13 protein-coding genes are annotated in these 15840 nt (G+C 68.9%); 6 read left to right on the forward strand and 7 right to left on the reverse strand.

Annotated elements, in window-relative coordinates; translation table 11 throughout:
• Position 1 precedes the first annotated feature (1 nt).
• Both AB0F43_RS23495 and AB0F43_RS23500 read right to left on the reverse strand, forming a co-directional pair.
• Positions 2 to 796 carry an SGNH/GDSL hydrolase family protein gene (locus AB0F43_RS23495; RefSeq protein WP_360480545.1) on the reverse strand — a complete coding sequence of 265 codons (795 nt, stop codon included), beginning with the start codon at positions 794 to 796 and terminating at the stop codon, positions 2 to 4.
• Positions 793 to 2079 (reverse strand): alpha/beta hydrolase-fold protein, encoded by a 1287-nt coding sequence (locus tag AB0F43_RS23500; protein ID WP_360480548.1) that lies wholly within the window; start codon positions 2077 to 2079, stop codon positions 793 to 795. The genes AB0F43_RS23495 and AB0F43_RS23500 overlap by 4 nt, the downstream gene beginning before the upstream one ends.
• 189 nt (positions 2080 to 2268) lie before the next feature.
• Between AB0F43_RS23500 and AB0F43_RS23505 the strand changes: the two genes are divergently transcribed.
• The 5 genes from AB0F43_RS23505 (at position 2269) to AB0F43_RS23525 (ending at position 7670) form a co-directional block, all read left to right on the forward strand.
• A complete protein-coding gene (locus tag AB0F43_RS23505) occupies positions 2269 to 3108 on the forward strand; it encodes an MIP/aquaporin family protein (protein ID WP_360480551.1) in 840 nt (279 codons plus the stop codon).
• Positions 3109 to 3141: 33 nt separating this feature from the next.
• Complete coding sequence (gene glpK, locus AB0F43_RS23510) at positions 3142 to 4659, forward strand: glycerol kinase GlpK (protein WP_360480554.1); 1518 nt, start codon at positions 3142 to 3144, stop codon at positions 4657 to 4659.
• A 33-nt stretch (positions 4660 to 4692) separates the two neighbouring features.
• Positions 4693 to 6405, forward strand: a complete 1713-nt coding sequence (locus AB0F43_RS23515; RefSeq protein WP_360480557.1) for a glycerol-3-phosphate dehydrogenase/oxidase — start codon at positions 4693 to 4695, stop codon at positions 6403 to 6405.
• Positions 6406 to 6466: 61 nt separating this feature from the next.
• Positions 6467 to 6967, forward strand: a complete 501-nt coding sequence (locus AB0F43_RS23520; RefSeq protein ID WP_360480560.1) for a hypothetical protein — start codon at positions 6467 to 6469, stop codon at positions 6965 to 6967.
• A 265-nt stretch (positions 6968 to 7232) separates the two neighbouring features.
• Positions 7233 to 7670 carry a nuclear transport factor 2 family protein gene (locus AB0F43_RS23525; RefSeq protein WP_360480563.1) on the forward strand — a complete coding sequence of 146 codons (438 nt, stop codon included), beginning with the start codon at positions 7233 to 7235 and terminating at the stop codon, positions 7668 to 7670.
• A 274-nt stretch (positions 7671 to 7944) separates the two neighbouring features.
• On the opposite strand, the gene glpK (AB0F43_RS23530) is transcribed toward AB0F43_RS23525, so the two are convergent.
• The 5 genes from glpK (AB0F43_RS23530) to AB0F43_RS23550 form a co-directional block, all read right to left on the reverse strand.
• Positions 7945 to 9453 carry a glycerol kinase GlpK gene (glpK, locus tag AB0F43_RS23530; RefSeq protein ID WP_360480566.1) on the reverse strand — a complete coding sequence of 503 codons (1509 nt, stop codon included), beginning with the start codon at positions 9451 to 9453 and terminating at the stop codon, positions 7945 to 7947.
• A gap of 21 nt (positions 9454 to 9474) precedes the next feature.
• Positions 9475 to 10233, reverse strand: coding sequence for an IclR family transcriptional regulator (locus tag AB0F43_RS23535; protein WP_360480569.1), 759 nt, complete (start codon positions 10231 to 10233; stop codon positions 9475 to 9477).
• A 34-nt stretch (positions 10234 to 10267) separates the two neighbouring features.
• Positions 10268 to 12787, reverse strand: coding sequence for an FtsX-like permease family protein (locus AB0F43_RS23540; protein WP_360480572.1), 2520 nt, complete (start codon positions 12785 to 12787; stop codon positions 10268 to 10270).
• Complete coding sequence (locus AB0F43_RS23545) at positions 12787 to 13527, reverse strand: ABC transporter ATP-binding protein (RefSeq protein ID WP_360480575.1); 741 nt, start codon at positions 13525 to 13527, stop codon at positions 12787 to 12789. Before AB0F43_RS23545 ends, AB0F43_RS23540 begins: the two co-directional genes overlap by 1 nt.
• Positions 13528 to 13907: 380 nt before the next feature.
• On the reverse strand, positions 13908 to 14795 hold the full coding sequence (locus AB0F43_RS23550) for a PD-(D/E)XK nuclease family protein (RefSeq protein WP_360480578.1): 888 nt from the start codon (positions 14793 to 14795) through the stop codon (positions 13908 to 13910).
• Between the two features lie 148 nt (positions 14796 to 14943).
• Here AB0F43_RS23550 and AB0F43_RS23555 point away from each other — a divergent pair, with 148 nt between their 5' ends.
• The gene (locus AB0F43_RS23555; protein WP_360480581.1) at positions 14944 to 15822 is read left to right on the forward strand and encodes an intradiol ring-cleavage dioxygenase; all 879 of its coding nucleotides are present in this window, start codon (positions 14944 to 14946) and stop codon (positions 15820 to 15822) included.
• The last annotated feature ends 18 nt before the right edge of the window (positions 15823 to 15840 follow it).

The raw sequence follows: 15840 nt of genomic DNA on the forward strand, positions 1-15840 counted from the left end.
TTCAGTGACCGGTCAGGTTGGCCGGTGTTGCCGCGAGGAGAAGCCGGGCGATCAGAGCGTGACCGGCGGCGTTCGGGTGATCGCCGTCGGATGCGAGCAGGTTGGTGACGTCCACGCTCTCGAACGGTCCGTAGAGATCGACGTAGACGGCTCGGCCGGAGCGTGCGGTTGATGCGATGACCGTGTTGACCCGGCGGGTGAGTTGGGTTGTCGCGGCCCGGCCGCTGGCGGGGAACGAGCGGCGTGCCACTTGGCCGTCCTGGAAGACGTTCCAGTAGCCGGTGATCAGGATCGTGGTCGGTTGTCCGTCGCGCAGAGCGTGGATGCGGTCGAGGATCCGGTCCAGGTTCGTGGTGAGTTGTCCGAGCTCGTCGGACACGCATCCGGTGCCGGTGCAGTGGCCGCTGGTGATGTCGTCATGGTGGTCGCCGAAGTCATTGGCCCCGATGGTGAGCAGTACGACGTCAGCCGATGCCGTCGCCAGCTCGGTGGGGGAGTTGTGCTGGTCGAGGCGGCTGAGGAGGCCGGTGGAGTCGAGGCCGGCGGCACCCAGGTTGTCGACGGTGACCGGCGCGTCGGTGCGGGCGCGCAGGAGGTCGCCGTAGATGTCCGGGAAGGGGGCACAGCCGCAGTTGCGGCCGGAGGTGACGGAGTCTCCGAGAGCCACGACGCGGAGCTGAGCGGCGGCGGAGAGCGATGACCGTCGGACCTCGCTGACCGTGTCGCCACCGGCCAGAATGCCGATGAGCGCAGTGATCAGCAGCGCGGCCGCGAGTCGTCGGAGCTGACGGATCACGCCGGTCTCGACGACCTCGCCGGATGGTCAGCGGGGGTCAGCTGGTCCACGAGCCAAGGGTAGGCGGACGCGAACGCTGGTCCCGCGAACTGCCAGACGTGCCTGCCGGGAGAGATCTCGACTCGGGACCAGATGCCCACCTTGGCCGCGGCCTTGGACAGTTCCTCGGCCTCGTGCTGATGGCTGATCTCTGCGGTACTGGTCAGGAAGAGGCCGCTCACGCCGTGGTACGGGCCATGGGCACGCATCACCAGGAGCGGTTCGTTCGCCTTCTCGGCAGCGACGTTCCCGCCGTACAGGTCGTGCAGGGTCTGCGCGGGATTGCCGCTGTTCGGGGCCAGGTCGCCGGAGATGTCGACGAAGTGGGTGAACGTCGACGGATGCTCGACGACCAGGTCGAGAGCACAGGTGCCGCCCATCGAGAATCCGGCCACGGCCCATTGGCGGGGATCCCGAGAGGCGCCGAACGTGTTCTCGACGAAACGCGGGATGTCCTGGTCGAGGTGGTCGGCGGAGTTTCCGCGCGGTCCGTTCACGCACTCGGTGTCGTTGTCGAAGTTCGCTATCGGGTCGGTGAAGACCAGGATGGGAGCGTACCCGTGGTGCCGGCGTGCGTACGCGTCGGACACCTGTACGGCGTTGCCGAGCCGGACCCAGTCACCCGGACCGCCGCGCTCGCCGCCGATCAGCTCGACCACTGGGAGCGCGGGCCGATGGTGGCCCTGGAACCAGATCGGCGGCAGGTAGACCAGCTCCTGCCGATGCCTGAAACCGCTGTACGCCGGTGGGATGTTCACCGCGACCAGCCGTCCGGCCGGCGGCAGCTTCGCCGTACCGGTGTCGTGGGCCAGTCCCGACATGGATACCTGCCCCGGCAGCGCTGAGTCGGTCCAGTCGTTCACCGCAGAGTCGATGGTCGGGTAGTAACCGACGAACTGGTTGATCTGGTTGACGCACACCAGCGTCGCGAGCGCCGCCGCCAGAACCGCCGTCCCGCGCCGCCACCACCGAGCGCTCCGCCACCCGGCGGCCAGCAGGATCAGTGCACCGAGCGCGGCCCCGAACCACAACCACACCCGGAACGGCAACGGATCCGTGATCCCGAGCAGGCGCGTCCCCGGGTACGCCGCGATCAGCGTTCCCAGGACAGCTCCGCCCACGATCAACGGCACCGACCGCGATCGCCACCGCCGATTCCGCCACCCCACCGCGACCAGCAAGACTCCCACGGCGATGACGTCGAGCGTCGCCGGAAACCAACCCGCAAGCAGCGACACGTTCATCCAACCCTCCAGAACCCGAGTAGACCCACACCCCAGACGCCAACCGCCGCCAATCGGTTGGCAAGGTGAGATCCTCGGCACACGGCTGGGGCGTTCGACAATGTCGAACGGGGAGCGTTGTGCAGTCTCGCGATCACTCTTAGATTCCAGCCAGCCGTGGTCGTCACGGTGTGGAAGGGAGGCTAAGGCATGGCTACGACCGAAGCGGTCAAGGCGAAGACCCTCCTGGGGGAGTGTGCCGCCGAGCTCGCGGGCACGTTCATCCTGATCCTGTTCGGCTGCGGTGTGGTGGCGCAGGTGGTGGCCGGGGGCGAGGGCCTCGGGGACCACGACTCCATCGCGTGGGCCTGGGGTATCGGCGTGACCCTGGGCATCTACACCGCGGGCCGGATGACCGGCGCGCACCTGAACCCGGCGGTGACGATCGCGCTGGCGGCGTTCCGCGGGTTCAGCTGGAAGAAGGTGCTGCCGTACTCGGTGGCCCAGTTCCTCGGGGCGTTCCTGGCGGCGCTCGTGGTTCGCTGGAACTACACCGAGGCACTGAACAAGTTCGATCCCGGGCTCACGATCAAGAGCCAGGGCGTGTTCTCCACCCTGCCGGGTAACGGCAGCCTGGATCTCGGTGTCGGCATGTGGGGCGGCTTCCGGGACCAGATCATCGGTACGGCGATCCTGATGTTCGTCATCCTGGCGATCACCGACCTGCGCAACACGTCCCCGGCGGCGAACCTGGCGCCGTTCATCGTCGGCCTGCTGGTGGTCGGCATCGGGATGGCGTGGGGCACCAACGCGGGCTACGCGATCAACCCGGCCCGTGACTTCGGGCCCCGGCTGGCCTCCTTCTTCACCGGGTACGGAGGGGCCTTCAAAGATCAGTTCGGGGATCTGTATTTCTGGGTGCCGATCGTGGCGCCGATCATCGGGGCGCTGGTCGGCGCGTTCCTGTACGACCTGCTGGTCGGCCGCAACCTGCCGATCGCCGACGAGGAAGAAGAGCCGGGCCGGATCCCGGAGGAGAGGGCAGCATGACCTGCGTGACCACGTGTGAGGAGAGGACTATCCATGGCTGACTTCGTCGGTGCCGTCGACCAGGGCACCACGAGCACCCGCTTCATGATCTTCGATCACTCCGGCAACGAGGTGGGCATCCACCAGCTGGAGCACGAGCAGATCCTGCCGCAGGCCGGCTGGGTCGAGCACAACCCGGTGGAGATCTGGGAGCGGACCAGCTCGGTGATCCGGACCGCGATGAACGCGAAGGGTCTGCAGGCCAGTGACCTGGCCGCGCTCGGCATCACCAACCAGCGCGAGACCGCGGTGGTCTGGAACCGCAGGACCGGGCGGCCGTACTACAACGCGATCGTCTGGCAGGACACCCGGACCGACCGGATCGCCTCCGCGCTCGACCGCGACGGCCGGGGCGACGTGATCCGGCAGAAGGCCGGGCTGCCGCCGGCGACGTACTTCTCGGCCGGCAAGGTGCAGTGGATCCTGGAGAACGTCGACGGCGTGCGCGAGGCGGCCGAGGCGGGTGACGCCGTCTTCGGCAACACCGACACCTGGCTGCTGTGGAACCTCACCGGCGGCGTCGACGGCGGTGTCCATGTCACCGACGTGACGAACGCCAGCCGGACCATGCTGATGAACCTGGAGACGCTCGACTGGGACGACGAGCTGATCTCGTTCTTCAACATCCCGCGGCAGATGCTGCCGGAGATCCGCCCCTCGTCGGACCCGAACAAGTACGGCGAGACACTGGCGAACGGACCGGTGGGCGGCGTGGTGCCGCTGACCGGTGACCTCGGCGACCAGCAGGCGGCGACCGTCGGCCAGGTCTGCTTCAACCCGGGTGAGGCCAAGAACACCTACGGCACCGGTAACTTCATGCTGCTGAACACCGGCACCGAGCTGGTCCGGTCGAAGGCCGGCCTGCTCAGCACGATGTGCTACAAGTTCGGCGACGAGGCGCCGGTGTACGCGCTCGAGGGTTCGATCGCGGTGACCGGCTCGGCGGTCCAGTGGCTGCGCGACCAGCTCGGCATCATCTCCGGTGCGAGCGAGACCGAGACGCTGGCCCGGCAGGTCGCGGACAACGGCGGGGTGTACTTCGTGCCCGCGTTCTCCGGCCTGTTCGCGCCGTACTGGCGCTCCGACGCCCGGGGCGCGATCGTCGGCCTGTCCCGGTTCAACACCAACGCCCACCTGGCTCGCGCAACACTGGAAGCGATCTGCTACCAGAGCAAGGACGTGGCGGACGCGATGGAGAAGGACTCCGGGGTGAAGCTCGAGGTGCTCAAGGTGGACGGTGGTGTCACCGCGAACGAGCTCTGCATGCAGATGCAGGCCGACATCCTCGGCGTCTCGGTGAGCAAGCCGGTGGTCGCGGAGACCACCGCGCTCGGGGCGGCCTACGCGGCCGGCCTGGCCGTCGGGTTCTGGAAGAACAAGGACGAGCTGGTGCAGAACTGGAACGAGGACAAGCGGTGGGAGCCGCAGTGGGACGACGAGCAGCGGGCCCAGGGGTACGCCGGCTGGCAGAAGGCGGTCCAGCGCACTCTTGACTGGGTCGACGTCGACTGATTGACACGCAACAGATTCGGAAGGAACAGCACAGTGGGCGCAGTGGCTCTGTCACCGCAAGCGAGGGCCGAGGCCATCGACGCGATGGCCGACGGACGGGAACTGGACGTCCTGGTGATCGGTGGCGGGGTGGTCGGCGCCGGGTCGGCCCTCGACGCCGCGACCCGGGGCCTGACCACCGGGCTGCTGGAGGCGCGCGACTTCGCGAGCGGCACCTCCAGCCGGTCCAGCAAGTTGGTGCATGGTGGCCTGCGCTACCTGGAGATGCTCGACTTCCGGCTGGTGCACGAGGCGTTGCAGGAGCGTGGGCTGCTCCTGCAACGCCTGGCACCGCACCTGGTGAAGCCGGTGCCGTTCCTCTACCCGCTGCAGCACCGCGGGTGGGAGCGGTTGTACGCCGGCGCCGGTGTCGCCCTGTACGACGGAATGGCGGTCAGCTCGGGTCTCGGCGCCGGGCTGCCGATCCACCGGCACCTGACCCGGCGCGGCGCGATGCGGCTGGTGCCGAGCCTGAAGAAGTCGGCCCTGGTCGGCGCGATCCAGTACTACGACGCCCAGGTCGACGACGCCCGGCACACCATGGAGCTGGCCCGGACGGCAGCGTCGTACGGCGCTCATGTCGCCAACCGGGTCAAGGTCACCGGGTTCCTGCGGCAGGGCGAGCGGGTGACCGGGGTGCAGGCGAAGGACCTGGAGAGTGGCCGCGAGTTCGAGGTCCGGGCCAAGCAGGTCGTGAACGCGACCGGGGTGTGGACCGATGACACCCAGGCGATGGTCGGCGAGCGCGGTCAGTACCACGTCCGCGCGTCGAAGGGGATCCACCTGGTCGTCCCGAAGGACCGGATCCAGTCCAGCACCGGGATGATCCTGCGGACCGAGAAGTCGGTGCTGTTCATCATCCCGTGGGGCCGGCACTGGCTGATCGGCACCACGGACACCGACTGGAACCTGGACAAGGCGCACCCGGCCGCGACCAGCAAGGACATCGAGTACCTGCTCGACCACGTCAACGCGGTCCTGAACACCCCGTTGACCCGCGAGGATGTCGAAGGCGTGTACGCCGGACTGCGCCCGCTGCTGGCCGGTGAGTCGGAGAGTACGTCGAAGCTGTCCCGCGAGCACGTCGTCGCACACGCCGCGCCGGGTCTCGTGGTGGTTGCCGGCGGCAAGTACACGACGTATCGGGTGATGGCCAAGGACGCGATCGACGCGGTCGCGAACGCCCTCGACGGGCGGGTGCCGAAATGCACCACCAAGAACATCCCGCTGGTCGGTGCCGACGGCTACCACGCGCTGTGGAACCAGCGGCACCTGATCGCGCAACGGTCCGGCCTGCACGTCGCCCGGATCGAGCACCTGCTCAACCGGTACGGCACCCTGATCGACGAGGTCCTCGAGCTGGTGGCGGAGGACCCGGCGCTGGGTGAGCAGCTACCCGGCACGCAGGACTACCTCAAGGCCGAGATCGTGTACGGCGCCAAGGCCGAAGGCGCTCGTCACCTCGACGACATCCTGGCCCGGCGGACCCGGATCTCCATCGAGGCCTGGGATCGCGGCGTCGGGGCGGCCGAGGCCGCGGCCCGGCTGGTGGCACCCGTCCTCGGCTGGGACGAGGCGACGATCGAGCGCGAGGTGTCGTTCTACCTGCGCCGGGTCCAGTCCGAGCGAGACTCCCAGGACCAGCCCGACGACGAGTCCGCCGACAAGGTCCGCCTGGAGGCCCCGGATATCGTGTCCCCTGCCTGACGTCTGGACGGTGCGGTCCTCCCATGGCTTACTCGGAAGTGGGTGAGCCAGGGGAGGACATATGGGGGCGGAGGCAACAAACAGGCAGTGGCGGACCCTGTCGGTCGCCACCGGGATCGCGGGACTGGCCGGCATCGTGCTGGTGGCCGGCAGCCAGGCGCTGGTGCAGGCCGGCGGCGGGGAGCCGGCCTTCGACGCATCGGCCGAGGAGATCCTCGGCTTCTTCGAGGCGCGCAACGACACGCTCTACGCGGCCGGATCCTTTCTCGGCCTGATCGCCGCACTCGCTTTGCTCTGGTTCTTCGCCGGATTCTGGGCGGTCCTGCGGGCCGCCGAGGGTCAGCCTGCCTGGCGGTCGGTGGTCGCACTGGTGTCCGGCATCGTGTTCGTGGTCCCGGTGATGAGCCCGGGCTGGGATCTGGCCGGGTTCCGCGTCGATGACGGTGTGGATCCACAACTCGCCCGCCTGGCCTTCGATCAGGGCAACCTGGGTTTCGCGAACGCGTGGCTCGCCCTGGCGAGCTTCCTGCTGGCGGCCGGCTGGGTCATCCTGTCGTCTTGATCGCTTCCGGCATGGCTCGGCTGGTGGGCGGTCGTGGCGGGTGCCGGGTTCGTGGTTGGTCGCGCGCTGTGGACGAGCCCGGTGTGGCTGATCCCGTACACCCTCTTCTGGGTGTGGATCATCATCATCAGTGTCCGGTTGCTGCGAGGTCGGTGGCGATCAGCGCCGCCCCAGGGGCAGTTCGACCGCCTGGGCCGGGGGATGGAGTGACCAAACGCGCGGGGTTGCGTGAGGTGCCTAGGTTGGACGTATGTATCACCGATTCGTGGCGAAGCAAGTCCGGAACGCGTTCGCGCAGATCAGCGCGGGGAACTGGGAGGCGATGGTGGCCGGGATGGCGCCGTCGTTCACCTACCGGTTCTACGGCGACCACGCGTTGTCCGGTGAGCGGCACACCCACGACGCGTTGCGACGGTGGTGGGAGCGATGCTTCCGGCTGCTGCCCAACACGCGGTTCGACGTGCACGACGTACTGGTCGCGGGCTGGCCGTGGGACACGCGCGTCGCGACCGCGGTGACCGTCGACGTCGAGGTCGCGGACGGCTCTCGGTACCAGAACGTCGTCCATCAGTTCCTGCGGATGAAGTGGGGCAAGATCACCGAGGTCCGCACGCTGGAGGACACCGCGGTCCTTCAGCAGACCCTCGATCGCCTGGCCGCCGCCGGCTTCGAGGAGGCGCACGCCGCACCGATCACCGATTAGGCCGTGTCTGACGGTCCCTCACCTACTGCGCGGCACTCGGCACGGCACCTCGCCGCACTGGAGCAAAGGCCACGATGGAACCCGTGGTACCGGGATCTGAACTCGGGCAGGGGCGTGTCGCCTAGGTAGACGAAGCGGCGAAAGCCGTGTGTTTGCAGGAGATGCGCGGTGAGGTCGGTCATCCCGGTGCGGTTGTCGACCGGGACGGTGTGCCGCGGGCGGCAACGTCGTACACGGTCGGCCGTCGTCCCATGGCATGCAGTGGAGGTGCGGTCTACTCCGCTGGGCGGATCCAGTTGAAGGTTCGCTGGACGGCGGCCTTCCAGTTCTGGTACTCGGCGGCGCGGCGGGCCGGGTCCATGTTCGGCAGCCACTGGCCGGCTCGATGCCAGTTGCTGCGGAGTCCTTCCAGGTCCGGCCAGTAGCCGACCGCCAGGCCGGCCGCGTAGGCGGCGCCGAGCGACACCGTCTCGGTCACCATCGGGCGTACCACCCTGACGTCGAGCAGATCGGCGATGAACTGCATCAGCAGGTTGTTCGCCGTCATGCCGCCGTCGACCTTCAACGCGGTCGGGGCGATGCCGGAGTCGGCGTTCATCGCGTCGACCACTTCGAGTGTCTGGAACCCGGTCGCCTCGAGCACCGCCCGGGCCAGATGGCCCTTGGTGATGTAGCCGGTCAGTCCCGCGATGACACCGCGGGCCTCACTACGCCAATGCGGCGCGAACAGGCCGGAGAACGCCGGCACGATGTACGCGCCGCCGTTGTCGTCGACCCTCCGCGCGAGCGTCTCGATCTCGGCCGCGGTGTGGATCAGCCCGAGCCCGTCGCGGAACCACTGCACCAGCGACCCGGTCACCGCCATCGAGCCTTCCAGCGCGTACGACGCGGGCTCGTCCCCGATCTGGTACGCGACGGTGGTGAGCATGCCGTGCTTCGACCGGACGATCTCCTGACCGGTGTGCAACAGCAGGAACGACCCGGTGCCGTAAGTGCACTTCGCCTCACCGGCACTGAAACACGTCTGGCCGAACAGCGCGGCCTGCTGATCGCCGAGCGCGGCCCCGATCCGTACGCCGGGCAGCACCTCGGTGGCGGTCGCGAACACTCCGGACGACGGCCGGATCTCCGGCAATACGGCCCGCGGTACGTCGAACGCCTGTAAGAGCGTCTCGTCCCACTGCAGGGTCTCGATGTTCATCAGCATCGTGCGACTGGCATTCGTCACGTCGGTGACGTGCAGACCACCGTTCACACCGCCGGTGAAGTTCCAGATCAGCCAGGTCTCCATCGTGCCGAACAGCACCTCGCCGCGTTCGGCGCGCTGCCGCAGGCCGGGGGTGTGGTCGAGCATCCAGCGGATCCGCGGCGCGGAGAAGTACGTCGTGAGCGGCAGGCCGCACAGATCCGCGAACCGGTCCGGGCCTTCGTCGCCGGCCAGTTCGGTGACCAGGCGGTCGGTCCGGGTGTCCTGCCAGACCACCGCGTGGCCGATCGGCCGGCCGGTCCGGCGGTCCCAGAGCAGGCTGGTCTCGCGCTGGTTGGTGATGCCGATGGCAACGATCTGGGACGCCTCGGCGCCGATCTGCCGAATCGCGGCCGGGACCACCCGGGCCACGTTCCGCCAGATCTCGCTCGCGTCGTGCTCGACCCAGCCCGGCCGCGGGAACAGTTGCCGGTGCTCGCGTTGCGCCACCGAGACCAACCGCCCGCGCCGGTCGAACAGAATGCACCGCGATGAGTTCGTCCCCTGATCGACCGCCGCCACGTACTGCTCAGCCATTCATCCACCCCCGTCGGACCATCAACCGGCCTCCCGCAGGTCGCGGCCGATGGCTTCAGCGGTGGCGCGCACCATGCTCACCAGGTCCGGACGGTGGCGCAGCCGGCTGTCGCAGAGACGCTCGATCCGGCCGGTCATCCCGACGGCACCGACCACGAGGCCGCCGAGGCCGCGGATCGGCGCCGCGATACTGGCCATCTCGACGGTGTACTCCTCGAACTCTCCGGCCCACCCCTTGGCCCGCACCGCCGCCAGTTCCTCGGCCAGCCGGGCCGGGTCGACGATCGTCCTGGTCGTGTACGCCTCCAGCTTCCGCGGCCGGGCGGCTCCGCTGGTGTCGAACGCCAGCACGGCCTTGCCGAGTGCGCAGGCGTGCGGAGGCAGCGTCGTACCGACGTCGAGGTCCTGGTCGCTGTCGTCCGGGCGGAACACGTGGTGGACGACCACGACCTTGCCCTCGACCAGCCGGCCGACGCGGACGACCTCGCCGCTGCGGGAGGCGAGTGAGTCGGCCCAGTTGATCGCCCGGCTGCGGAGCTCGTTCGGATCCAGGTAGGTCTCGCCGAGGCGGCCGAACGCATCGCTCAGGTGGTAGTGCGCGCCGCTGTGGTCCTGCTCGACGAACCCGACCTGGTGCAAGGTCCGGAGAATCCCGTGCACGGTCGTCTTCGCCAGCCCGAGCGCGTTGCCGAGGTCGGCGACCCCGAGCCCGTCGGGGGCGGCCGCGAGCAGTCGCAGCACAGCGGCAGCCCGCTCGATGGACTGCACAGTGCCCGGCACACCGGCAGGTTATCTACTTATGAGGCCTATGGCTTCACTCAGTGGCGATTGCTTGCAGGACATCCAGCCGTGCGGCTCGGCGGGACGGCCACACCGCGGCCAGTACGCCGACAACCCCGGCAAGCAATGCCGCGGCCACCAGTTGGAGCACCGGGATGTCCAGGACACTCAGCCCGTTATCGACCATCACCGTCTGCACGGACGCGGCGAACACGACACCGATCACCAACCCGAGCAGCGTGCCGAGCAGCGAGATCGCGATCGACTCGACCCGGAGCATCCGGCTGAGCTGCGGCCGATCCATCCCGATCGCCCGCAGCAGGCCGATCTCGCGGGTCCGCTCGACCACCCCGAGAGCGAGCGTGTTCACGATGCCCAGGATCGCGATCAGGATCGCCAGCCCGAGCAGCATGCCGACGACACCGAGCGCGACGTTGACCGGTCCGCGCGCGTCGGCGACGTACGCCTGCTGGTCGCGGACCCGGATCGACGGGTAGTCCTTCAGCTCGCCGAGGATCGCCTGCCCCGCCTGCGCGGGACCGGTGCTCTGGGCAACTTCGACGTACAGCAGCGTGTCGGTCGGTGCGCCGCCGATCGAGTCGTATGTCGGCAGCGAGAGGACGATCGCGTTGAGTTGGCGGTTGGGGGCGAGGATGCCGGCGACGGTGAGACGGTGCTTGCCGGTCGTCGTGGTCAGGTCGAACGTCTTGCCGGGTGACAGGTCGAGGGTCTTCGCCAACGTGCGGGGGAGCAGAGCCTGGCCTTTGCCGAGTCCGTCGCGGGAGCCGGAGTCGAGCTTCGCGGTGATCGGACCGTCGAGGGTGCCGTCGCTGATGCCGCTGACCCGGACGGTGGTGTTCCCGACCTTGCCTTGCCGCTGACGGACCCGGTGCACCGACTCGACGCCGGAGACCTTGGCGATCCGGTCGGCGATCCGCGGGCTGAAGGAGTCCGGGCCGTCGGAGCTGACAACGAGTTCCGACGTGCCGATCGCGTCGGTGATGTTCCGCTCGATGGACGCCTTGGCCGAGGCGGCGATCACGATCAGGCCGCTGATCAGCGCGACGGAGATCATCAGCGCCGACGCGGTGGCCGACGTACGGCGGGGGTTGCGCTCGGCGTTGCGGCGGCCCAGCGTCACCGGGGCCTTGCGGCCCAACGGCCACATCAGGGCGCGTACGGCGTACCGGCTGACGAGCGGGCTGGTCATCACGATGCCCAGCAGGGTGATCGCGGCGGCAAGGGCCAGGAGTACCGCGCCGGGGAGGCCGTTGGCCTGCAGGGCGATCAGGTACAGCGTCACCGCCATCAGCAGCATGAACCCGCCGATGAGCAGCCGGACCAGCATCGACCGCTCGGGGAGAGCGACGTCGTCGCGTAGTGCGGCCATCGGCGGGAGCTTTCCGGCGCGGCGAGCGGCCGGGTACGCCGCGGCAACCGTGACGCCGATGCCGATCAGGTAGCACGCGATGATCGTCGCGGCACTGACCTGCAGGGTGGCACTGGGGATGGCCAGGTCGAGCCACTCATAGCCGAGCCGGATGCCCGCGGCCACGCCGATGCCGAGCAGCAGGCCGAGCGTGGAGCCCAGCGCGCCGATCACCAGCGCCTCGATCAGCACGGTCGCGGTCACCTGCCCGCGGGAGGCGCCGATCGCCCGGAGCATGGCGAGCTCCCTGGATCGCTGCGCGACGAGCATCGCGAACGTGTTGACGATCAGGAACGCACCGACGAACAACGCGAGCCCGGCGAACAGCATCAGCACGGTGCTGGAGCCGCCGAACGCGTTGTCCAGGGCGTTCTCGCCGTCGGACGCGACCTGCGCGGCGGTGCGGACCTTGACACCGTCACCGATGGTCTGGGCGATCGCCCTGCTGACGGTCTCCGGATCGGAGCCCGGGGTGAGGGCGACGCCGACCGAGGTCCAGCCGGGTCCGCCGAGGAAGAGTCGCTGGGCGGTCGCCGGATCGAAGGTGACGAGCGGTGCGCCGGCCGCCGCACCGGCGACCGGCGGGGTGGTGATCGCGCTCAGCTCGGCGGTGACGGCCTGGGTCGAGGTGATCACGCGGACCTGGTCGCCGACGACGTACCCCGCCCGCGACGCGGTCGACTGGTCGAGGGCCAGCTGGGAGTCGCCCCACGGCGGCTTGCCGTCGAGGAGCCGGAACGGCGCCGTCCGTGCGTCGCGCGGCCACGCACCGCCGTACGTCGACAGGCCTGGCGACTCGACCGGTTTCCCGTCCGGCGCGAGGATCTGTACGTCGCCGACCAGCAGCTCCGGGTCGGCGCTGGCCACTCCCGGCACGGCGGCGATGCGCTCGACCGTGTCGGAGGTGAACGTCGCGGGCCGGCCGGACCCGGCCTCGACCGGGTCGACCGGAGTGACGGTGATGTCCGCCGTACTGGTGGAGAAGTTCTTCTTCAACGCGGCCGAGAGCGTGTCGGTGAAGACCATCGCGCCCGCGACGAAGCCGATCCCGAGCAGCACCGCGACCGTGCACAGCACGAACCGCAGCCGATGCGCGAGGACCGACCGGAGAGCGAGCTTGAGCATCAGCCGGCCGCTGCTGCGGTCACGTCGAGCTGCTTCATGGTCTCGAGCACCGTTTCGGCCGTCGGGTCGAGCAGCTCGCTACGCAGCCGGCCATCGGCGAGAAACAGCACGCGATCCGCGTACGACGCCGCCGTCGGGTCGTGGGTGACCATCACAACGGTCTGGCCGAAGTCGCGAACGGATCGATGCAGGAAGTCGAGTACGTCGGCCGACGACCGGGAGTCGAGGTTGCCGGTGGGCTCGTCGGCGAACACCACGTCGGGCCGGGAGGCGAGCGCGCGGGCACAGGCGACCCGCTGCTGCTGACCGCCGGACAGCTCGGCGGGCTTGTGGTGGAGGCGATCCTTCAGCCCGATCGTGTCGACGACGGTGTCGAGCCACTCCCGGTCGGGTTTGCGGCCGGCCAGGTCGAGCGGGAGCGTGATGTTCTCCAGCGCGGTCAGCGTCGGGACCAGGTTGAACGCCTGGAACACGAACCCGATCCGGTCGCGGCGCAGATGTGTCAGCTGCTTCTCCGGCAGCCGGGTGATGTCCAGGTCGCCGATGAACACCTGCCCGTCCGTCGGCTTGTCCAGCCCGGCCAGACAATGCAGCAGCGTGGACTTGCCGGAGCCCGACGGACCCATGATCGCGGTGAACCGGCCCTGCCCGAACTCGGCACTCACGTCGGCCAGCGCGTCCACCTGCGTCTGCCCGCCGCCGTACCGCTTCCACAACCCGACCGCCCGAACCACGCTCATGCGACGAACGCTATCCACCCAGGGTTCCTCCACCCCCAACCACCTCCCGGTCGCACTCACGAGCAACCAGCAAGCGGGTCCCGGCACAACCTCCGGCGGCCAAGAACAGGAAATACCATGTGCCGGCCCACCAGGGGTGGTGGTCCGATGGTGGACTGGGGAGGGTTTTGCCCCAGATCGGGCGCAAAACTCTCCCCGGTCGGCAGGACCGGAACCGCTGGTCTGGTGATTCGTCACGGATACACGGCGGCTGACGACAGGCAAGCGGCTGAGATCCGGTGAACCATCATCCAGACATCTGGCATCACAGCCGAAAATACCTTGTGTCGACTCACCAGGACCTGTGCAACGTCCCAACGGGTGGTGGCGGGTACGGGAGGTCAGCCGTCGACACCTACGAGGTCTACGCCGGCGGATTCGGCGGCGATCTCCTCGGCTGAGCGGGTCGGGAGGGGTGGGGGAGTGCCGCCCCAGGCGGGGCAGAGGGCCTTGTGGTCGCACCAGTCGCAGAGTGGGCCGGGGCTCGGGCGCCAGTCGCCGGAGTCGAGGGCCCGGGTGATCGCCGTCCACAGGGCCGAGATCTTGCGTTCACAAGCGCGCAGATCCGCCTCGTCGGGGATGTAGCGGACGATCTCGCCGTTGCCCAGATACACCAGTTGCAGCATCGCGGGTACGACTCCGCGCAGCCGCCAGAGCACCAGCGCGTAGAACTTCATCTGGAACAGCGCCTTGGCCTCGAAGAACTCCGAGGGCGACCGGCCGGTCTTGTAGTCGACCACGCGGATCTCACCGGTCGGGGCGACGTCGAGCCGGTCCACGTAGCCGCGCAGTACCAGGCCTGAGTCGAGCTCGGTCTCGACGTACAGCTCCCGCTCGGCCGGCTCCAGCGCGTTCGGGTCCTCGAGGGTGAAGTACTTGCCGAGCAGCTGGTGCGCCTCGGCCAGCCAGCCGGCCAGCTCCTCGCCGCTGGCGTCCTCGGCGAACAGCTGAGCCACCTCGGGCTCCGCGGCCAGCACCTGCTGCCACTGCGGCTCCAGCATCTCCGCCGCGTGCTCCAGCGTCCGCTGACCGCGCGGCAGGTCGAACAGGCGCTCCAGCACGCCGTGCACCACCGTGCCCCGGACCGCCGCGGCCGAGGGTTTCTCCGGCAGCCGGTCGATCACGCGGAACCGGTACTTGAGCGGGCAGCTCATGAAATCCGCGGCCCGGGACGGCGACAATGCCCCACGTGGGTGCACATGCGGATCCGCTTCCACTGCAACGCTCATGCCGAAACCCTAGGCGAGACCACCGACACTTCGCGTGCGCACCACCCCAGGCTGTGGAAAACCGTTCGCAGCGAACTCCCAGCAGACTTTCGGCAAACCATCGGCTCCGCTTGCCAGGCTTGAGCCAACGAACCGGCAAGGAGCCATCATGACCCCTCCGCAGAAACCACCGCGCGAACACGACCTCGGGCTGGAGTACGACCTCGGCACGCTGCAGCGACGGAGATTCCTCGGCCTCTTCGCCGGCGCCGGCCTCGCGGTCGTGGCCGGCTGCGCGACCGACGACGCCGGCGACTCGACCACCGGTACGACGACGACGTCGAGCACACCGAGCAACACGACCGGCACCACGACCAGCAGCTCGCCGAGCGCCACCAGCAGTACGGCGACCGGCACCACCGCCGTGGACGAGATCCCGCAGGAGACGGCCGGACCGTACCCCGGTGACGGCTCCAACGGCCCGAACGTGCTGACCGAGTCCGGCATCGTCCGCAAGGACATCACCAAGTCCTTCGGCTCCGCCTCCGGCGTCGCGGCCGGCGTACCGCTGACGGTCGAGCTCACCATCCTGGACGCGGACAAGGACACACCGCTGGCCGGCGCGGCCGTCTACCTGTGGCACTGCGACGCGCAGGGCCGCTACTCGCTCTACTCCGACGGCGTCACCAACGAGAACTACTGCCGCGGCGTCCAGGCCGCCGACGCGAACGGCAAGGTCACCTTCACCACTATCTTCCCGGCCGCGTACAGGGGCCGCTGGCCGCACATCCACTTCGAGGTGTACTCCAGCCTGTCCGAAGCCACCGCGGCGGGGAAGATCAGCGCGACCTCCCAGCTGGCGTTCCCGAAGGACGTCTGCGACACGGTCTACGCCACCGACGGGTACGACGGGAGCGCGGAGAACATGCAGCAGACGTCGCTCGAGGACGACAACGTCTTCGGCGACGACGACGGCGTACACCAGCTCGCCACGGTCACCGGGGCCGTCAGCAGCGGGTATACCGCCACGCTGAACGTGGGTGTGTAGCAAACAGTTACCCGAGGG

The organism is Kribbella sp. NPDC023972 (genome assembly GCF_040639075.1).
Lineage (GTDB): Bacteria > Actinomycetota > Actinomycetes > Propionibacteriales > Kribbellaceae > Kribbella.